At 40.3% G+C, this 21,118-nt stretch carries 16 protein-coding genes; 10 read left to right on the top strand and 6 right to left on the bottom strand.

The window, feature by feature from the left end; all coding sequences use genetic code 11:
- The 3 genes from ACT3S9_RS14195 to ACT3S9_RS14185 all read left to right on the top strand — a co-directional run bounded on the left by ACT3S9_RS14195 (window position 1) and on the right by ACT3S9_RS14185 (window position 4,481).
- On the top strand, window positions 1–2,334 hold the full coding sequence (locus ACT3S9_RS14195) for a fatty acid cis/trans isomerase (protein WP_441993155.1): 2,334 nt from the start codon (window positions 1–3) through the stop codon (window positions 2,332–2,334).
- 140 nt (window positions 2,335–2,474) lie between these two features.
- The gene (gene modF, locus ACT3S9_RS14190) at window positions 2,475–3,926 is read left to right on the top strand and encodes a molybdate ABC transporter ATP-binding protein ModF (protein ID WP_441993154.1); all 1,452 of its coding nucleotides are present in this window, start codon (window positions 2,475–2,477) and stop codon (window positions 3,924–3,926) included.
- Window positions 3,927–4,049: 123 nt separating this feature from the next.
- A complete protein-coding gene (locus ACT3S9_RS14185; protein WP_441993152.1) occupies window positions 4,050–4,481 on the top strand; it encodes a hypothetical protein in 432 nt (143 codons plus the stop codon).
- Between the two features lie 165 nt (window positions 4,482–4,646).
- Here ACT3S9_RS14185 and ACT3S9_RS14180 read toward each other — a convergent pair whose 3' ends face one another.
- Window positions 4,647–5,522 carry a TraB/GumN family protein gene (locus ACT3S9_RS14180; protein WP_441993150.1) on the bottom strand — a complete coding sequence of 292 codons (876 nt, stop codon included), beginning with the start codon at window positions 5,520–5,522 and terminating at the stop codon, window positions 4,647–4,649.
- Window positions 5,523–6,529: 1,007 nt separating this feature from the next.
- Between ACT3S9_RS14180 and ilvG the strand changes: the two genes are divergently transcribed.
- The 6 genes from ilvG to can all read left to right on the top strand — a co-directional run bounded on the left by ilvG (window position 6,530) and on the right by can (window position 14,035).
- Window positions 6,530–8,179, top strand: coding sequence for an acetolactate synthase 2 catalytic subunit (gene ilvG / locus ACT3S9_RS14175; protein WP_441834543.1), 1,650 nt, complete (start codon window positions 6,530–6,532; stop codon window positions 8,177–8,179).
- Window positions 8,176–8,421: an acetolactate synthase 2 small subunit gene (ilvM, locus tag ACT3S9_RS14170; RefSeq protein WP_441834541.1), complete on the top strand. Its 246-nt coding sequence runs from the start codon at window positions 8,176–8,178 to the stop codon at window positions 8,419–8,421. The genes ilvG and ilvM overlap by 4 nt, the downstream gene beginning before the upstream one ends.
- Window positions 8,422–8,538: 117 nt before the next feature.
- Window positions 8,539–10,395: a dihydroxy-acid dehydratase gene (gene ilvD / locus ACT3S9_RS14165; RefSeq protein ID WP_444751002.1), complete on the top strand. Its 1,857-nt coding sequence runs from the start codon at window positions 8,539–8,541 to the stop codon at window positions 10,393–10,395.
- Window positions 10,396–10,397: 2 nt separating this feature from the next.
- A complete protein-coding gene (ilvA, locus tag ACT3S9_RS14160; RefSeq protein WP_441834539.1) occupies window positions 10,398–11,948 on the top strand; it encodes a threonine ammonia-lyase, biosynthetic in 1,551 nt (516 codons plus the stop codon).
- A gap of 234 nt (window positions 11,949–12,182) precedes the next feature.
- Complete coding sequence (locus ACT3S9_RS14155; protein WP_441992885.1) at window positions 12,183–13,370, top strand: methyltransferase; 1,188 nt, start codon at window positions 12,183–12,185, stop codon at window positions 13,368–13,370.
- 8 nt (window positions 13,371–13,378) lie between these two features.
- Entirely contained in the window at window positions 13,379–14,035 is a 657-nt protein-coding gene (can, locus tag ACT3S9_RS14150; protein WP_441834537.1) for a carbonate dehydratase, read from the top strand.
- Between the two features lie 20 nt (window positions 14,036–14,055).
- On the opposite strand, the gene map is transcribed toward can, so the two are convergent.
- The 4 genes from map to ubiK all read right to left on the bottom strand — a co-directional run bounded on the left by map (window position 14,056) and on the right by ubiK (window position 16,319).
- Window positions 14,056–14,829: a type I methionyl aminopeptidase gene (gene map, locus ACT3S9_RS14145; protein ID WP_441992884.1), complete on the bottom strand. Its 774-nt coding sequence runs from the start codon at window positions 14,827–14,829 to the stop codon at window positions 14,056–14,058.
- A complete protein-coding gene (locus ACT3S9_RS14140; protein ID WP_441992883.1) occupies window positions 14,822–15,028 on the bottom strand; it encodes a ParD-like family protein in 207 nt (68 codons plus the stop codon). The genes map and ACT3S9_RS14140 overlap by 8 nt, the downstream gene beginning before the upstream one ends.
- 389 nt (window positions 15,029–15,417) lie before the next feature.
- Complete coding sequence (locus ACT3S9_RS14135; protein ID WP_441992882.1) at window positions 15,418–15,882, bottom strand: hypothetical protein; 465 nt, start codon at window positions 15,880–15,882, stop codon at window positions 15,418–15,420.
- 155 nt (window positions 15,883–16,037) lie between these two features.
- Entirely contained in the window at window positions 16,038–16,319 is a 282-nt protein-coding gene (gene ubiK / locus ACT3S9_RS14130) for a ubiquinone biosynthesis accessory factor UbiK (protein ID WP_441992881.1), read from the bottom strand.
- Between the two features lie 102 nt (window positions 16,320–16,421).
- On the opposite strand from ubiK, the gene rep reads away from it, so the two are divergent.
- On the top strand, window positions 16,422–18,434 hold the full coding sequence (rep, locus tag ACT3S9_RS14125; RefSeq protein ID WP_441994660.1) for a DNA helicase Rep: 2,013 nt from the start codon (window positions 16,422–16,424) through the stop codon (window positions 18,432–18,434).
- Window position 18,435: 1 nt separating this feature from the next.
- Here rep and ACT3S9_RS14120 read toward each other — a convergent pair whose 3' ends face one another.
- Window positions 18,436–21,015, bottom strand: coding sequence for a diguanylate cyclase domain-containing protein (locus ACT3S9_RS14120; protein ID WP_441992879.1), 2,580 nt, complete (start codon window positions 21,013–21,015; stop codon window positions 18,436–18,438).
- Window positions 21,016–21,118 lie beyond the last annotated feature (103 nt).

The raw sequence follows: 21,118 nt of genomic DNA, 5'->3' as shown, positions 1-21,118 counted from the left end.
ATGAGAAAGAAGTTATTTTTAATCGTTTCCTTGATGGTGTTAAGTGGTTGTGCTTACTTAAGTGCTGCTCATTACGATGAGTTGTTCGGCCCAGAGCAAACTCGACAACGTATGGTCCAAGAAAATACGGGCGCTGGTGCTGAGTATTTACAATACGTAAAACCGGTGCTTGATACACGCTGTGTGGTTTGTCATGGCTGTTATGACGCACCATGTCAATTAAAGCTGTCATCCCCAGAAGGTATTGATCGTGGCTTAAGTAAAAAGCGCATATATAATGGCACTCGGTTATTTGCCTCTGAGCCAAGCAGATTATTGTATGATGCGACTAATACTGCTCAGTGGCGTGAAAAAAACTTCAGCCCAGTTCTCAATGAGCGCACCCAGACTGAGCAGGCCAACTTGGCAGACTCTGTGTTATATAACGCTTTGGTGTTAAAGCAAAGTTCGCCTTTACCTGCTGAAGATGTACTTGATGATGAATTTGACTTTAGTCTAAACCGCGAACAAACCTGTGCAACTATGGGCGAGTTTAACCACTTTGCAAGCAACAAACCGCATGCAGGTATGCCGTATGGCTTACCTGGTGTTTCTCGAAGCGAATTTCAGCATCTTGAAAAATGGCTTAAGAACGGCGGCAAGATGGCGCATATAAAAGCACCAAGTAAAGCGGTATTATCACAAGTTAAACGCTGGGAAAGCTTCTTAAATCAAGATGGCTTAAAGTATCAACTTGCCGCACGTTATATTTTTGAACACTGGTATTTAGCGCATATTTACTTTCCTGAAGATGGTCCTAAAAGCTTTTTTAAATTAGTGCGCTCAACCACACCTCCAGGGCAAGAAATTAATTTAGTAAATACGCGAAGACCTTACGATGACCCAGGTGTAGAGCGTGTTTATTATCGTTTAATGCAAGAACGCTCAACTATTTTAGCAAAAACACATTTACCGCTATCTTTAGATGACAGTAAGCTAGCGCGTTTAAATCAGCAGTTTATAGAACAAGATTATAAAGTTGAAAAGCTACCTAGCTATCGAGTCGATGTAGCTTCTAACCCGTTTAAAACATTTTCTGCTATTCCGGTAAAGTCTAAATATCAATTTATGCTTGATGAATCTGAGCTAATAATTATGGGCTTTATTAAAGGACCAGTCTGTCGTGGTCAGATAGCACTGAATGTAATAAATGACCAATTTTGGGTTGCCTTTGCAGATCCTGATAAAGTGGCCACACCAGCAGTTGATGAAATGTTATTGCAGCACGAAGATGCATTGGAACTTCCTGCGGCAGAAGAAAGTAATGCGCTACCTATCTCAAGTTGGGTTAAGTATTCAAAACGCCAAAATCAATACCTCAAAGCTAAAGCTGAACTAGCGGATAAGATATTTAAGGACGACGAAAACCTTACTACAGATATGTTATGGCAGGGTGAGGGCATTAATAAGAATGCGGCATTGACTATATTCCGCCACTTTGACAGTGCTACCGTAGTTAAAGGGCTAATAGGCCAAGAACCAAAAACTATGTGGGTACTAGACTATGCATTATTTGAGCGTATTCATTACTTATTGGTCGCAGGCTTTGACGTATACGGTAATGTTGGTCATCAACTGATCACGCGACTTTATATGGATTTCTTACGTCTTGAAGGAGAACAAAACTTTTTAGCGTTTTTACCAAAAGAAGTACGTAAAGAGCTTAAAGCAAATTGGTACCGTAAAGCACCATTAAGCTTAACCGCATTTTTTGAAGACAGTAAAGAGTTTAGTCAGCCTACAGGTATTGCTTACAAGACAAATGAACACCAGCACGAGCTGTACGGCTTAATTAAAAAAGCATTAAAACCAGTTTTAAGTCCGCGTTATGATTATAAAAAAGTACCTAAGGATCTGCAGGCAATTAATACTATGCCGGCAAAAGCGATTAACTTATTACCGCAAGTATCATTTGTGCTAGTTAAAGAAGGTGATAACGAGCATGCAGCTTATTCAATAATTCACCACAACGCACACTATAATATCTCTAGTTTATTAAACGAAGAGGGGCAACGTGCATATAGTGAGGATACAGTAACAATAGTACCTGGCTTTATTGGCGATTACCCAGAAGCAATTTGGTATTTGCACAATGAACAGCAAGTGTCAGAGTTTGCAAAGCAAATGCCGCTGTTAAAAACTGAACAAGATTACCGTGATTTAAAAGCTGAGCTGGCTATTCGCCGAACTCATCCACAGTTTTGGCAATACAGCGATATTTTGCACCAAGTTGCCAAACAGTACCGCGAAATAGAATACGGACTGTTTGATTATAATCGCCTAGAAAACCGTTAATGCACACACTTGTTTTTGACAAACCCCAGTGACCTCGCTGGGGTTTTGTTTGCTAACAGGTTATGACTAGCCATCGCGGGCTAACTCAGGTATTTTTATTGAAATTCAAATATTAAGTTATCACTCACTAAGGTTAAAACGTGCCCTTAATTCAACTAAAAAATGTCCATGCCAGTTTATCTTTCCAACCAGATCAAGCGTTTCTTTTAAAGAATATTAATTGGCATGTAGCACTTGATCAGCACTGGGTATTGCTTGGCAAAAATGGCGCGGGTAAATCTGCACTCAGTGCATTATTGGTGGGTAATGCCAAGATCATTGAAGGGCAGCGAACTGAGGATGATGTAAGCTATCAAATTGTTTCGTCGCAAACGCAAAAAGAGCTCATTAACGAAGAACTACTTTGTAACCAAGATGATATTTTAGATGGAAAAACCAAAGCGCGAACGGTGCAAGATATAATCGCACAGCACAGCGCGGATAACCCATTGTTTGACCATACACTTTGCCAGCGTTTAATTGATGATTTTGACTTCGAACCATTATTAACTAAGCAGTTCAGAGCACTTTCTACCGGTGAAACTCGAAAGCTAATGTTAATTAAAGCACTGAGTAGTAACGCGCAATTAGTCATATTAGACGAGCCTTTTGATGGTCTTGATAGCAGTATGACCGAAAAGTTAAACGCTTTTTTAACTGAGCTTAGCGCTCGTACTTGTATGGTATTCGTGCTGAATAGATTAGATGAAATTCCTGCTTTTATTAGCCACTTTGGTTATGTGGATAATGGCAAGTTAGTACATCAGCTTAGCCACCCGGATATGCAGCAACGCGCTGATTTATTTAAGCTAATGCACTTACAGCAAACAACACTAACCATACCTAATAAAGACAGCTCACACAGCGCCCCCATATTTACCAATAAAACACTAGTAAAGCTAACTCAAGGCCATGTTAAATATGCTGATAAGTCTATTTTTTCACAGCTTGATTGGACTATTAATAAAGGTCAGCATTGGCAGTTAAGTGGTAAAAATGGCTCAGGAAAAACATGTCTACTTAATTTAATCACCGGTGATAATCTGCAGTGTTACAACAACGACATTGAAGTATTTGGTTTTAAACGCGGCAGCGGCGAAAGTATTTGGGATATAAAGCAACATATTGGTTATATATCTAATGCGCTGCATATGGATTATCGAGTGAGTATTTCTGCGCTTAACACAGTTATTTCAGGCTTTTACGACAGCATTGGCTTATATCAACAAGCGACCCAAAAGCAGATAGACCTAGCAACCCAATGGCTGGAGTTATTAGGTTTGAGTAAACTTAAGAGCAGCTCGTTTTCAACGCTTTCGTATGGGGATCAACGCATGCTACTGATTGCACGGGCTATGGTTAAACACCCCACATTACTTATCCTGGATGAGCCATGTTTAGGGCTTGATGAAGCAAACCGCCAGCGGGTATTACTACTGATTGAAAAAATATGTGCCGCAGGCAGCAGTACCGTAATTTATGTAAACCACCATGCAAAAGATAAAATAGCCGGCATAGTACACTATTTAGATATGGCAGATTTTAAAGCGTAGGTTGTTTTAATTGTTTGTTTATAAATGTATGACAGCGTGTAATGTATGCCGTTCTTAAGTGCTATTAACCAGCTAAATGGGACAGAATAAGCTGTTATATTTACATCATATAAAGGAGTTACCGTGAAGAGTGTACTATTAATCCTTAGTTTAGTTTTGTTTAGCTTAAATACATTAGCTGACACTTTACCTTCTAAGGAAAAAGCAAAAGAATTAGCTAAAAGTGTTATGGCAGAAATGGGCAAAGGTAATATGGAAGCAGGAACTAAGCTTACAAAACCTTACCTCATAGTTCCAGATGATGAATACTTTGCGTTAATCGATCAAATGAAGATGCAGCAACCTGTTATTGAACAGCGTTTTGGGAAAACTATTAGTGTAGAAGTAGCTGCTATAGAAGAAGTTGGCGAATCTCTAATGCTAATATTGTATCTCCAAAAATTTGATAAACATGTTCTTCGTTGGAAGTTTTATTTTTATAAACCTCGTAATGAATGGGTATTAAATACATTCACGTTTGATGATCAAATTCAATCAATGTTTCAGATCCAGTAAACATAACAAGCAATCAACAGATAGTAGAGGGTCAGATATTGACTTCAGATATCATGTTATTGACTGAGTATTTTCGTTATATAGTTACCTGTTAGAATCTTTTTTAGGGAATATAAACGCTTAAGTTGAGCTGCCTAAGCGTTTATATCCTTCATTGACGTTTAATCAAAGGCGAGTGATAGTAAAGCCTTGGTCTTTAAGTTGTTTTAATAAACCGTGCTTTTCAGGCAGGTGTAGCGCGCCTATGGCGATAAATAGTTTTTCTTTGCCTATGCGTGGAGTGAGGCTTTTAACCCAATTATCGTTGCGCTCAATCAGCATCACTTGTTCGCTAATTTCACCGTAATTACTGTCATCAAAGCTGGTGTTGTAATAATCAGTAAGGGTATCCATATCGCCCGTTTTCCATGCATTGACTAAGTTTATAAAGTAGCTTTCTACGTCGGCGAGTTGTTCAAAGGTTTCTTCAATCATTTCGTTACTAAGTAGCGATAAGTTAGTGAACATTTCCATTTGATACTCAAGCGTTTCTAGCTCACCAATGGGAATGTTTTTACTTTTAGCATAAGTAATCACTTGCTTATCGATACCATTTTGCTCAGAAAAGCCGGCTTCTTGAAATTCAATTTGCATCATAGTGACCATTACGGCCCACGGTGCAAACTTATCGAACATGGCAATATCTATTGATTTATTTTTAAAGTAATCAGTGAGCTTTTGGTAATTTTGCTGTGATAATTGAGATTGTAGCTTGTGGCCGTTTTTAAGCATCATAAATGGCATTGAACGGCGCTGCATTTCAGCAGGGCTAATGGTACTGATATCAACTTCAACAATTACTTTTTCGCTGGCATTTATGGCGTTGGTTACTTTTTTAGACAGTCCTTTCATGGTACTGTCGCCAACATGTACAGTGCCAAATAAATACGACTTAACCCCTTCTTTTTCAATTTGCCACAAGGCAGGTTCAGCATTACTAGCAAAACTCGTTAGTAGTAGTGTAAAAGTTAAGTAGGCTGTTAAGCGTGGCAAAATATTCATAATTTTCCTTAATAGATAAAAAGCAGAGTGAGAGGTACCCAACCACCTCAAGATGCATAATTTAGCGTTTCACAATGCCAGCCCCTTTATAGAAGTAACAACGATGAAAGTAAGTGTCTGTGTAACGCCCAACGGGCTGGTTTACGTTATTAGTTAAAAAACGACTATTATTTGCAGTCAATACCTTGCTTAAATCGCTTTTAATGCCATCTGAAATTCGTATCTTCGGGTGGTTTAAGTATAAATACTACCTTAATTTTTGTTATTCGGTAATGTAATAAGCAGGAAAAATGTGACTTAACTTGATGATGAGCGTTGATCTCAAAGCGACAAGCAACACGATAAATAAACCAACACTATAGGCTAAAGTAAAAGCGGATTATTTAAATACGGCTAAATGCAATTTTTTAGTTTGATAAAAAATAGGACTAGACATTAATCCGCCACTCAAAAGCTCGATGAGCACATAATAGGGTTCAATACTTAAAGAGTTACTTAAGCGAAGCTACTTGCTTACTGTGATGCGTTATTACTTTTTAATTCGTTTTATTTTTAAAAATTAATCAAACCATAAAAAAGCCTATTAGCAGGTATGAAATATCATTTCTTAGCTATATGAGAGAAATAAATCTACTCATTTATTTTTATTAGATTTTTATGCCTTTTAAATGCGTTGGGAAAGGTTTTATTAGATTGTTTTTAGGTTGACTTAAAAGCACCATCGCGGTAATAATACATAAACACAGCGAAGAAATATGATTACTTCGCAATATTGAACAAGTTAATGAACAAACTTTGGTATTAATTACATGCTTACTAACGCACTAAACCTAGTCCTGATTAACATCGTGGTGATTATTATTACCGCGGGGGCTACTTAGTGCTTTAAAAAAGATAAGCATTAGAGAGCCCCCCGCACTTAACAAGTTCGGGGGGCTTTTTAGTTTTAAGGTTTTTAGTTTAAAGCAAGTATTACATGTATATCACTGAGGAATGAGGATAAATTAATGACAGGCGCAGAGTTAACAATCGATTTATTAGCCAAGCATGGCGTAAATGAGGTGTTTGGTTATCCCGGTGGAGCCATCATGCCGATTTACGATGCTTTGTATGGCGCGCCAGTTAAACACTACTTAACGCGTCATGAGCAAGGTGCTGGATTTGCTGCAGTGGGTTTTGCACGTAGTACGGGTAAGTTAGGGGTGTGTTTTGCAACTTCAGGCCCAGGCGCTACCAATTTAATTACTGCTCTTGCTGATGCAATGATGGATTCAGTACCGTTACTTGCAATCACCGGACAAGTACCGACAGCGGCAATCGGCTCTGATGCCTTTCAAGAAGTAGATGTATTAGGTATGTCTTTGTCGTGTACTAAGCATAGTTACATGGTGGAGCGCCCAGAAGATTTAGCCGAAACACTACAAGAAGCCATACACTTAGCGCAAAGCGGTCGTCCGGGTCCTGTATTAGTTGATATCCCAAAAGATATTCAAATGGCGCAAGTGCCTTTTCATCCATGGCTTGCTGCAGAAGATGATTTACCAGAGCTTGATTTAAACCAAGTAGCTATTGCCAACCAGTTATTAAGCGAAGCAAAACAGCCCGTTGCCTATGTAGGCGGTGGTGTACAAGCCGCGGGTGCACAAACTGAGTTAATGCAGTTTTTAGAAAAAACCCAGATGCCGGCGGTATCAACTTTAAAAGCATTGGGCAGCGTGTTACCTGATTATGAGTTTGATTTAGGGATGTTAGGCATGCATGGCGGCCAAGCGGCCAATTTAGCTGTGCAAGAGTGCGATGTTTTAGTGTGTATAGGTGCGCGATTTGATGACCGTGTTACCGGAAATTTAGCTAAATTTGCAGCTAAAGCGAAAGTTATCCATTTAGATATCGACGCTGCAGAAATAGGTAAAAGAAAGCCTGTAGAAGCCTCGTTAATTGCAGATTTAAAAGTCTCGTTAGTGCAACTTGAATGCTTTGTTACTGATGCACAGTGGCGAGAGCATAATAAAGAAATGATGACTAAGCATGCGTGGCGTTACGATTACCCAGGTGAAAAAGTATTTGCCCCTTATTTACTTAATCAGTTAAGTCAGCGTATGCCAAAAGCAGGGGTTGTTTGTTGTGATGTTGGTCAGCATCAAATGTGGGTGGCGCAGCACATGAAGTTTTCACACCCGAGTAACCACTTAAGTAGCGGCGGCGCAGGTACGATGGGCTTTGGTTTACCTGCGGCAATTGGTGCGCAAGTAGCACGGCCTGATGATTTTGTTATTACGGTTTCAGGTGATGGCTCAATCATGATGAACATTCAAGAATTAGCGACTATTCGTCGTAATAACTTACCAGTAAAAATACTTATTTTAGACAACCAACGCTTAGGCATGGTACGTCAGTGGCAAGAGCTGTTTTTTGATGGCCGCTACAGCGAAACTAATTTATCGGACAACCCTGATTTTGTGCAGTTAGCTGCAGTATTTGGTATTCCCGGGCAAACCATCACACATGCTAATCAAGTTGACGATGCCATTACTAGACTGGTTGAAAGTACAGGCCCTTATATTGTTCATGCTTGTATTGATAATAAAGAAAATGTCTGGCCTTTAGTTCCCCCTGGTGCGGCCAATGATGAAATGATGACGGAGAGAGCACAATGAAACATGATTTAACCATCACATTAAAAAATCAAAGTGCTGCTATTGAGCGCTTTTTACGTGTAGTGCGCCACCGCGGCTTTGAATTAAACGACTTACAATTATCAATGGATGACGGTTGTTACCAAGTAGCAATGAGCGTTGATAGTGACAAACCTATTTATCTATTAACCAGTCAACTTAGTAAGCTGGTGGATGTAAAGCAGGTCACTCTGCAGGAAAATATACAACAGCAAGCAATGTAAGTTGTTTGCTAGTTAAGAAAGACTATAAATACAAAGTGGACTAAGCAACGACTTAGCTAACTAATTGAATTTCAGAATGAGGACGCAGTAGGTAACTGCTGCAAAACAGAGGTAACTATGGCTAAATTAAGAAGTGCAACAACTACCGAGGGTCGTAAACGCGCAGGTGCACGTGCATTGTGGCGAGCCACCGGCATGACAGATTCAGACTTTGGTAAACCGATTATTGCAGTGGTAAACTCATTTACCCAATTTGTACCCGGGCATGTGCACCTTAATCAGCTAAGTGAATTAATGGCTGACACCATTAAAGATGCCGGCGGTATCCCCAAAGAATTTAATACCATTGCCATTGATGATGGTATAGCAATGGGGCATGGCGGTATGTTGTATTCATTACCTTCGCGCGACTTAATCGCAGACTCTGTCGAGTACATGGTGAATGGTCACTGCGCCGATGCGATGATCTGTATTTCTAACTGCGATAAAATTACTCCAGGTATGATGCTGGCATCACTGCGATTAAATATTCCGGTTATTTTTGTCTCTGGCGGGCCGATGGAAGCGGGTAAAACTAAGCTTGCAGACATCGACATCAAATTAGATTTAGTTGATGCTATGGTAAAAGGTGCCGACACTAATGTAAGTGATGCCGATTCTGAACAGGTTGAGCGTTCAGCTTGCCCAACGTGCGGTTCGTGCTCAGGTATGTTTACCGCCAACTCAATGAACTGCTTATTGGAAGCAATAGGTTTGGCATTACCGGGCAATGGCACTACGCTTGCTACTCATAAAGATCGCAAGCAGCTTTATGTTGAAGCTGGCTCACGCATTGTTGATTTATGTCGCGAATATTATCAAAAAGATAACCATGAAGTATTACCTCGCTCCATTGCCAACCGTACTGCATTTATGAACGCCATGGTGGTAGATATTGCCATGGGGGGGTCATCAAATACGGTATTACATTTACTCGCCGCGGCGCAAGAAGCAGGCGTTGATTTTGATATGTCGCACATTGATGCATTGTCTCGTAAAACACCCTTTTTATGTAAAGTAGCGCCAGCGACACCTGAGTATCATATAGAAGATGTACACCGTGCAGGCGGTATGATGGCTGTAGTTCGTGAACTAGGTAAAGCAGGGTTGCTAGATATGTCAGTCAACCATGTTGCCGGTATGACTATGGCTGAGCTTGTTAAAAAATGGGATGCGACGGACCCTAATAATGAAGTGGCACGTACGTTCTATCGTGCCGGCCCTGCGGGTATTCGTACTACGAAAGGCATGAGCCAAGGTTATCGTTGGGATGAAGGCGATAACGACCGTGAAAATGGTTGTATTCGTAGTGTTGAGCATGCTTATCGTCAAGATGGTGGCTTAGCTGTGCTGTCGGGTAATTTAGCGGTTGATGGTTGTGTTGTTAAAAGTGCTGGGGTAGTAGATGAAATGCTGCACTTTGAAGGCAACGCCGTAGTTTATGAATCACAAGATGAGTCTGTAGAAGGTATTTTAAATGACGAAGTAAAAGCAGGCGATGTCGTGGTTATTCGTTATGAAGGGCCAAGAGGAGGCCCAGGCATGCAAGAAATGCTTTACCCAACTAGTTATCTAAAATCAAAAGGGCTAGCCGAGCAGTGTGCACTTATTACGGATGGGCGTTTTTCTGGCGGTACTTCAGGGCTTTCTATTGGTCATGTATCCCCCGAAGCGGCCAGTGGAGGTGTGATTGCTTACGTTGAAAATGGTGACAAAATAGTTATTGATATCGCCAGTCGTGAAGTCACCTTAGCAATAAGCGATGAAGAACTTGAAATACGCAAACAAAAACAGCTGGCCCGCGGTAAGCTTGCTTACAAGCCGCTTAACCGTGAGCGTTATGTTTCCTCGGCATTAAAAGCGTACGCATTATTAGCCACTAGTGCTGATAAAGGCGCAGTTCGTGATTTAGTTAAACTGGAGGAGCTTAGCTAATTATGGTTTCAGAAGAACTCGATTATTTTCGCGCTATTATCCAAGCTAATATGGAGCCTTTGGCAAAAGTGACACAGGTCAGCGATATGGCTGATCTAAGTACTCGCCTTGGTAACCAGGTATGGCTTAAGCGTGAAGATCAGCAGCCAGTATATTCGTTTAAATTACGCGGCGCTTATAACAAACTAGCACAGCTACCTAAAGGCTCGGTGGTGATCACAGCTTCTGCGGGTAATCATGCTCAAGGAGTGGCACTAAGTGCGTCGCATTTAGGTCATCAAGCAACGATTGTTATGCCTGTCACTACGCCTGAAATTAAAGTTAACGCAGTGCGTAGCTTAGGCGGTGAGGTGGTATTGCATGGTCATCATTTTGATGCCGCTAAAGCGCATGCCCTTGAGCTTACTGAGCAACGTAATGGTGTATTTGTGCCACCCTTTGACGACCCTGATGTTATTGTCGGTCAAGGCACTGTAGCGCGTGAACTAATGCAGCAGTTGAACCAACTCGATGTGGTATTTATTCCCGTTGGCGGTGGTGGTTTATTAGCGGGTATGGCGGTGTATATTAAATCACTCAGGCCTGATATTAAAGTTATTGGTGTTGAAGCTGACGAAAGCGCTTGCCTAAAAGCGGCATTAGAAGCTGGTAAACCGGTTGAACTTGAACGTGTTGGCAGCTTTGCAGATGGCGTAGCCGTTAAAATAATCGGTAAAGAGACTTTTCGTTTAGCACAAAAATTTTGTGATGAAGTGGTCACTGTTAGCGGTGATGAAATATGTGCCGCGATGCAAGATATTTTTGTCTCTACCCGTGCAATTGCAGAGCCTTCAGGCGCACTTGCTACCGCAGGCCTTAAAAAATGGTGCCAGCAAAGTGGTCAAAAAGGGCTAAGTGTAGCGGCTATTTTATCGGGTGCTAACTTAAACTTTGATCGCTTACGTTATGTTGCTGAACGCACCGCGCTTGGTGAAAAAAACGAAGCGTTATTAGCTGTGACAATTAAGGAAGAAAAAGGAAGCTTTAAGCAATTTTGTGCATCTCTTGGTGGTCGTGCAATTACTGAGTTTAATTACCGTTTTGCAGGGCCCGGTGAGGCACAGATTTTTGTTGGCATCGCTCTTAGGCAAGGTCAGCAAGAATTGGATGAGCTTAAAGGCGATTTAACCTCAAAGGGCTACCAATTTTGCGATTTGTCAGATAACGAACTAGCTAAGTTACACGTACGTTACATGGTAGGTGGCAAAGCCCCAGAGCAGCTACATGAACGCTTGTTGCGCTTTGAGTTCCCTGAATACCCGGGAGCGTTAGCACGCTTTTTAGATACCTTAGGCAGTAACTGGAATATTACCTTATTTCATTATCGTAATCATGGTGGTTCGATGGGGAATGTATTAGCTGGTTTTGCTATTGAGCCAAGCCAATATGATGTATTCAACGAGCATTTAAATCGTTTAGGTTATAACGTGCAAGATGAGACTAGTAATCCATGTTTTACGCAGTTTTTGACCAGCCAGCCAAATGCGGCATTAACGAAGGCGGCAAATCAATAAAGTGATGCTCTTCGCTAGAAGAGCTTACTTATTAAGTTAAATTTTCAGTTAAACTTTATCAGTTTCAGTGCAGGCTTGCTGCCAGTTATAAAGTGTAGTGTCAGAAATTTCACTTTGTTACGTGCGTTGGTTGCAGTCATAGAACGTTTAGTTTTATCAATTGTTAGTTTATATACGACTGATGGTGAGAAAGAGCGTATGATAACGCTATGATTTTTTCATCGCTTACGTTTTATGACCCTTGCTGAACAGTTTACAGCCTTAGATACACTGTTATTTAATACCCGTAGATATTGGCAGTGCACCGCCTTTGATTTCGACCATTTCCCATGGCCTGAATTAAGTGTTGCGGTTGACTCGTTAAGTGATGTGCAAGTGGCTGAACTTGATAGTAACCAAGCTGCGTTATATGACTTTTTTGATCCATACATTCCAGTCCTTAAACAATTGCCAGCGCTATGCCATTTAGAGTCTGAAAAAGCGGCGCGCATTACTTATCCTTTTTGGATAAGTAATGGTATTAAAGGGCGCAAACTTGAGCAGTTACAAGACTTTACTAGTGCTTTAAACAGCAATGATACTCCCGTGCTGGAGTGGTGTGCGGGTAAAGGTCATTTAGGACGGATGCTGGCTTTTAATGGCGCTGCCCATGTGCACAGTATTGAACTACAACAAACCTTATGCGAACAAGGTCAAAAGAGTGCAAAGCAGCAAGGCTTAGCAATGCAGTTTAGTCAAGCTGATGTATTGAGCGATCCTGTTAGCGATTTTTTTAAGCCGCAACTCCACGCTGTAGCACTTCATGCTTGTGGTGCTTTACATCAGCGGTTTATGGAGCATGCAAGTAATGCGGGCACTAAGCAAATAAGTTTATCCCCGTGCTGCTATCACCTGTTTACACCTAATCATTATCAGGCGCTTAGTGTGCAAGCAAAAAATAACGTATTAGCATTGACCCATCGTGACTTAAAGTTAGCTTTACAAGAAACGGTAACCGCACCAACCCGCGTGGCAAAAATGCGTAATATTGAAGTTGAATGGCGACTCGGCTTTGATGCTTTACGTAAATCCGTCACGGGTTCACAAGGGTATGTCAGTGTGCCTTCGGTAAGTAAAGCCATCTTTTCGGATTCATTTAAAGCCTTTTGTACATGGGCAGCAGGTGAAAAGGAGTTGGAAATACCTCATGGTATTGATTACTCAGAGTTTTTATTGAAAGGACAGATGCGCAGAAAGATTACAGATCGAGTTGAACTGGTTCGACATGTGTTCAGAAGAGCCATTGAAATTTGGCTCGTGCTCGACCGTGCTTTATATTTGCAAGAGCGAGGCTATAAAGTCACCGTCAAAACGTTTTGCGAAAAACAATTAACGCCTCGCAATATCTTAATTCAAGCTAGTTTAACGTCACAGACAGCATAAGAGAGCCAATGAGAAAGTTAAAGAATTTATTTGAGAATAATAAACGCTGGGCCGAACGAACAAGTAAAGATGATCCTGAGTTTTTCAAAATTTTATCTATGCAACAAAACCCAGAATATTTATGGATAGGTTGCTCAGACTCGCGGGTGCCCGCTAACGAAATTGTTGATTTGATGCCAGGTGAGTTATTTGTACACCGCAATGTTGCTAACGTCGTTGTACATACTGACCATAACTGCTTGTCAGTGATGCAATACGCTGTTGAAGTGTTAAAAGTGAAGCACATTATGGTGGTAGGTCATTATGGTTGCGGTGGCGTACAAGCGGTGCTTGACGATGCTAAGTTTGGCCTTATTGATAACTGGCTGCGTCATGTGGATGACATTAAAGAAAAGCACATGACGCAATTATATGAAGTACCTGAAAAGAAGCGCCTTGATGCATTAGTTGAGTTAAATGTGATAGAGCAAGTGCGTAATGTATGTCGTACCAATATTGTGCAAGAAGCTTGGAAACGAGGGCAAGAGCTAACTATTCATGGTTGGGTTTATGGCTTAGTTAATGGCCATCTACATGATTTAGAATCCGTTGTGACGTGTACTGATGAAATGGCAGATACTTATAAAAGCGCGGCGAAAAGGGTATTTGACCGTAATATTAAATAATGACCATTCGAGCCGTTACTCTACGCACTTTCTTCGGCGCGTAGAGTAAGTACTTCATAACCATCAGCTGTCACTGCGATAGTGTGCTCCCATTGTGCAGATAATTTTTTATCGCGTGTAACGACAGTCCAGCCATCAGGCTTAGTTTTTATTTTTGCCGCACCTTGATTGATCATAGGCTCAATAGTGAACGTCATGCCTTTTTTGAGCTCGACACCTGTATTGCGTTTACCATAATGCAGTACTTGTGGCTCTTCATGCATTTGCTCGCCAATGCCATGTCCGCAGTATTCTTTAACTACGCTATAACCATTACTATGGGCAAAGTTTGCTATGGCGTTGCCGATGTCACCTAAGCGCACTCCTGGCTTGACCATTTTGATACCTTGCCACATGGCTTGGTAGGTTTTATCAACCAAACGTTTCGCCAGTGGTGATACATCGCCAAGCATGTACATTTTACTGGAGTCAGCAATATAGCCATTTTTCTCCAGCGTGATATCAATATTAACGATATCACCTGATTTCAAAACGCGTTTAGTGTCAGGAAAACCGTGACAAACAACCTCGTTAACGGAGCTATTTAATACATACGGGTAATCGTATTGCCCTTTACTTGCAGGACGTGAGGCGAGCTCATCCACAATATAACGCTCAACTAAATCATTAATTTGCATTGTAGTTATACCGATTTGCACATGCTTATCTAAATAGGTAAATACCTGAGCAAGTAAACGGCCAGATTCACGCATTACAGCAATTTGTTCGGGTGTTTTGATTACGATATTACTCATGTTGAAAGTCCCTTGTAATGACATCACCTTGCGCCAGTTGTTGTTTTAAAATTTCAGCGTAAGTCATGGTCGGGTTAAGCTCCGCAAGCATGCCTATTTTTATCCAGAATTCAGATTGTGAATTGATTGAACGCACCATCGTGCTGCTGGCTTTACGAATTTCTTCGTGGAGTTCGTCGCTAATTTTGACAATGCCCATGAAAGTTACCAATATATAAAACGTATATATATCGTATATTGTTTTGCATGTATTTCAAGTATAAGTTCTTTGATAGTAATAAAACTTAATCCTAAACAAGTGAAGCGGTAAAATACATTAGTGGTGATGCGGGGTATTGGCAGGGATCGCTAATTACTGATAAAAGTGCTTCTTACTTGGTGCAAAAGTTGTGAGTCTATCTTTCACATAAAGATTGCTCTCCTTCGATTGAACTCCTCATTCTTTTCTCTTTATGTTATTAGGTTTTAAGTGGTTTATTCACTAAGAGATTAAGAGGCGCTTCGTTTAAAGAGTAAGAGAATAAAATTTGTGCAAGGGAAGATGAAGCGTGCCTCATAGTCCCTTAGCCGTTAAGGCTGTTCTGTTGATTATGGCTGGTAAGGTAATGATGATTGATGCAGGATGATTTTTACTTTGCCATCGTCACATAATTTAAATACGAAACTCTTATTCACAAAAATGTGGCTGTCATCTTCACCAATAAAGTGAACATTACATTGTACGATTGCTAGATCGCTATGTATGATAAAATCTTCTTTACTATACCAAACCTTCACCCAAGGCTTTAATTTGAAGCCATTATCATTTGGAAAATCGCTGTTTCCGCCAACAAAATAAGATAATGCACCTTCTTTAGTTGGACGAAATGTTTGTTGGCCAAATGTCAGTGTTGGTTTAAATAATACTTTACCATTATCATAATCATAATTTTCAGATAACACTTGTAGTGAAAAAGCTGCCGCATCTCCTCCCTCAGAGTGGACTTTGCCAACTTTAACCACGTTATCACACCAAGTTTGCAGTGCTGTGTGCACCATTTCTTTAGTAAACATAAAGATTCATTCCTCCAATATTATTGAGAGCCACAGAGCTGTTAACTATTAGTTCAGGGCGTAGTTCACTTTCTTAAGTGAATGGGTTATCAGTCTCGTTTAGCTTAAATTTATAGTGTTAGCTTGGTCATAAATTCACTAAATAAAACTGACGACTATGTTTCTTTATTATCTAAATTATTTTGTTTATTTTCGCTTAATTGCTGTTCTAAAAGTTCTACTTTAGCTTCGAGGTCGGTCAGTTTTTCGCGAGTTCGCATTAATACTTGGCTTTGCACGTCAAACTCTTCGCGGCTAACAAAATCCATTTCTGCTAACTTACTTTGTAATGCTTGCTTAGTGCGCCCTTCAATAGTGTCAGCGAGATTTTTTACGCCTTGTGGCATATTGCTCGTGATCTGTTTGGCAATTTCTTCAAGTTTTGCTGGGTTGATCATGTTAGTCCCTCAATGCTAAAAAAGATAATATACCTTATTGGCTAGGCGTAGTGTAGTGATTACGGTAAAATTGCTCGTCTTTATAAAATCTCTTTGGTGGTTATGAAACTCAATCCTAAACAAGATGAAGCGGTAAAATATATAAGTGGTCCTTGTCTTGTACTGGCGGGCGCAGGCTCGGGTAAAACGCGGGTTATTACTAATAAAATCGCCTACTTAGTGCAAAAGTGTGAGTATCAAGCGCGTAATATTGCCGCTGTAACCTTTACCAATAAAGCTGCTAAGGAGATGCGTGAGCGGGTACTGAAAACGCTAGGAAAACAAGAGTCGAAAGGGCTTTGGGTTTCTACTTTCCATACGCTTGGTTTAGAGATTATCAAAAAGGAGTTAAAGACTTTAGGGTTTAAACCGGGCTTTTCGCTGTTTGATGACCAAGATACAAGCCAGTTGTTAGCTGATTTAACCGAAGATGAATTAAAAAAAGATAAAGACTTACTTAACTTACTAAAAATGCAAATTGGTAGCTGGAAGAATGAATTAGTGCTGCCAGAGCAAGCTATTAGAGAAGCTCGCGAGCCACAAAAAGCACTTTTTGCTCAGCTTTATGCTCGCTATAGCACGCAGTTACGTGCATATAATGCACTCGACTTTGATGATTTAATCATGATCCCCACATTGCTATTGTCAGGCAATGACACTTCGCGTGAGCGTTGGCAGCAACGGTTTCGTTATTTGTTGGTTGATGAGTATCAAGATACCAATACTAGTCAATATCAGCTTGTAAAACTACTTGTAGGTGAGCGTGCCCGTTTTACAGTGGTAGGTGATGATGACCAATCGATTTATTCGTGGCGTGGCGCAAGGCCACAAAACCTAGTTTTGCTGAGTAAGGATTATCCCGGTTTACGATTAATTAAGCTTGAACAAAACTACCGAAGTGCTGGGCGTATTCTAAAAGCAGCAAATATTTTGATTGCCAATAATCCTCACGAGTTTGAAAAGAAACTATTTAGTGAGCTGGGTTATGGTGAGCCGATTAAAGTGATTGGCTGTCGTGATGAAGAGCATGAGTCTGAACGGGTGGTGGCTGAGATTATATCGCATAAGTTTATGAAGCGTACCAGCTATAAAGATTACGCTATTTTGTATCGGGGTAATCACCAGGCGCGAGGCTTTGAAAAATCATTAATGAGTAACCGCATTCCTTATAAAATTAGCGGTGGTATGTCGTTTTTCTCGCGCTCAGAAATCAAAGATATGATGGCGTATTTACGCTTATTAGTGAACCAAGATGATGATAATGCCTTTTTACGAGTTGTAAATACTCCAAGACGTGAGATTGGTACGGTTACGCTTGAAAAGCTCGGCACGTTAGCAAATGAAAAACACATAAGTTTATTTGCCACTTGCTTTGATAATGACTTGGGATATCGCTTAAAAGGGCGAGGCTTAAATGCGCTCAATGGTTTTGCTCGTTGGGTCGTGGAGCTTTCGGACAATGCAGTACGCGGCGATACACTCGAAGCGGTAAAAGACTTGATTAGGCAAATTAATTACGAAGCCTATTTGTACGAATCATCACCGAGCGCTAAAGCCGCTGAAATGCGCATGAAAAATGTGTCTGAGCTATATCGTTGGATCACCGATATGCTCACTGGGGATGCTGATAATCCGCCTATGACACTCGTGGAAGTGGTGAGTAAGTTAACCCTGCGCGATATGCTTGAACGCAACGAAGATGAAGACGAAAGTGATGCGGTGCAATTACTTACCTTACATGCATCAAAAGGTCTGGAATACCCGTATGTATTTATGGTTGGTATGGAAGAAGGGTTGTTGCCGCACCAGGTGAGTATTGATGAAGAAAATGTTGATGAAGAGCGCCGTTTAGCCTATGTAGGGATAACTCGTGCGCAGCAAGAACTGACGATGACCTACGCTAAAATACGTCGTCAATTCGGTGAAACTTCACAAACTGAGTTAAGCCGTTTTGTGCAAGAGTTACCACAAGATGACTTGGAGTTTGAGAATAAAAAAGCGCCAAGCTCTCAATCTGAACGAATGGAAAAAGGCCAAGCGCGCGTGGCTAATTTACGAGCGATGTTAAAAAAATAGTTTATAACTTATTTGGTTGTATCTCTTGTATGTGGTGTATTTTATTACTTAATTGATTTAATACGTGCTGCTTGCCCACAAAAAGAGCTAAGCCATGCTTATCTAATAAGGCCCTAAAATTTAAAATGGACGGGCCTTTTGCTATTACTTTAATGGCTTTAATTTTTGTAATAGCTAATACCCCTTGCAGCTGCAAGCTATAGCTACGCTCTTGTAATATGCGTTTACTGAAGGTTGAGCTGAGCAATATATAATCAAAATCTTGCTCTGATATTAAGTTTAATTCACAGCGATTTTTAGCAAAGTCATTTAATCCAATGGTATAACCATTCTTTTTAAGGGTGCTCAGGTTATTAGATTGAGACGTAGAAGCGTATCTAATTTCTTGCTCGTTAAATAACAAACAGATTTTTTTTACTACCGGGCCTATTTTGTTCAATAATCGAGATAACGCTAAAAACGGTTCTTTTTCTAATAACAGACTAGAGCAAGGCAATAGTATGGTATTAAGCTTTGCTTGCTGGGCCTGCTTTTGAGCTTGCTCTATAAGTTGTAATTCAACTTTCAACTGCAGATCTTTGTCGCTGGTAAACTTTCTTAATATTTCAAAGTTGGTACTGCCTAAAACAGGGTGTTCGCCAAACGCTTCTAGTAATGACTCTGATTGTTCTTGTGCATCTAGGGTAATAATTTCAGCGCTGCGAAAGTGTAGCGGGAGTTTATCAAGGTGGTGAATCACCTCTTTATCTGGTGCATTATTACCTGCATTTAATAGCGGGTGAAAAAATTCAAAGCGGCTGCGCCCGGCATTTTTTGCATAATACATTGCAGCATCTGCATCACGAATAATTTCATCTGTATTTTTATAATTACGTTTTGAATAAGTAATACCAATGCTGGCACCACTTTGCATGCTCACTCCCTTTTCACAAAAGGGTTTTTTCATTAACTCGATTAATCGCTTAGCGATATCTTCGGCTTGCTGTCGCTCAGTAAGATGAGTAAGTAAAATCACAAACTCATCACCACCTAAACGGGCTAATAAGTCATGTTCACGGATACATTGAGTAAATGCTTCACTAACGCTAATAAGAAACTGATCGCCCGCTTGATGGCCTAATTGATCGTTTATATCCTTAAACTTATCTAAATCAATAAACAGCACGGCAAATTCTTGCTCAGGAAAATGCTGATAATATTGCAGGGTTTTCTCAAGCTGGGTCAAAAATAAGCTGCGATTTGGTAGCCCTGTTAATGAATCATGGTGAGCATCATGATAAAGCTGTTGCTCTACTTTTTTACGCTCTTCAATCTGCATTTGTAGGTGCATGTTGGTTTGGCTTATTTCTTTGGTTTTTTCAACAACTCGGTATTCTAACTCTTGATGACTTTGCTTAAGTGCTTGATTAGCTAAATGAGTCTGCAATACATTGGCTATTTGATGGGATACAAAAGTAATAAGCTCACAGTCATCGTTATTAAAAACATGTTTATTTTGATAAGCTTGGCAAACAATTAAGCCAATTACACCTTGTGCTGTTTTAAGCGGAGCGCCGAGCCAACTGGTGGCTAATTGTGATGTTGGGGTTTTCTCAGGACGTTTTACAATACCGTCACTTATTAATTTATCCGCTCTTTTTAAGTCAATAAGTTGCGTTTTTTCAGTGCTTAATACCAGCTCACTAAACCCTTTGGCGAAAGGTCTTGGTTGATTATTCTTATGAAATTCGTCGGCGCAATAGGGAAAACTTAGCCAGCCAGTGTCTTTATCATAAAGTGCAATATAAAGGTTTTCGGCATAGGTAATGTTTTTTATAATTTCGTGTACTTGTAGGTAAATATCGACTATGTATTTACTTTGTGTGGCTAACTCGGAAATTTTAAATAAAATTTGTTGACGCTCTAGTGCGCTCTTTCGCTGATCAATTTCAAGGTTTAGTGCTTCATTACTTTGAGTCAGAGCACGGGTACGAATTTTCACTTCAGACTCAAGTAGCTCGCGTTTTTTAACGCGTTCAATCGCGGTTGCTAAATAAAGCGACATGACTTCCAATAGCTCTATTTGCTGATCACTGTAGCTTTGCTCTAAGTCATAGCTTTGCGCAACGAGTACACCAATAATTAAGTTATCACGAAATACCGGAACACCGACCCAGTGCTCGGCGGGTGTGCCAAGTAAACGAAACTTCCCCCTGTCTGCATCAGCTTGCATTTGCTCACGGCTAAAATAGGTGGTTTTACCTTGCTCGAATACATAACCGGTAACACCGTGATTAAAGTTGTGATCTTGATTAAGCGGCGCCGAAATACCGTCTTTTTCATCAGCAAAGTAAGATAATTCTAGTGTGTGCGTAAATTGGTTTTGTAATACTACATAAAAGCTTTTACTGGGAATGTAGTCTTGTAAAATATTATGTATAGCAGGGTATAGTAAGTTTAATTCAGCCACAGTGCTGGCTTGCTCTGATAATTGGATAAGAGCATTTTGTAGATGATGTGATTGCTTGTACTTTTCAACTAGTAACTCTAAGCGTTTGTTTCTTCGAGCTAGTTTACTCAGTAAGTCTGTTTTATCTTCCAATGACGTTGAACCGACTGTTATTATTGTTTAATTATTACCCTTATAATTCCACTTTTTGTACCTGTCGTCAAGGATGTAATAGCCTTAGAAATAATATTAAATT

The organism is Pseudoalteromonas sp. AOP31-A2-14, from assembly GCF_052378035.1.
Classification (GTDB): Bacteria; Pseudomonadota; Gammaproteobacteria; order Enterobacterales; family Alteromonadaceae; genus Pseudoalteromonas.
This window is presented reverse-complemented; position numbering and strand designations above follow the sequence as displayed.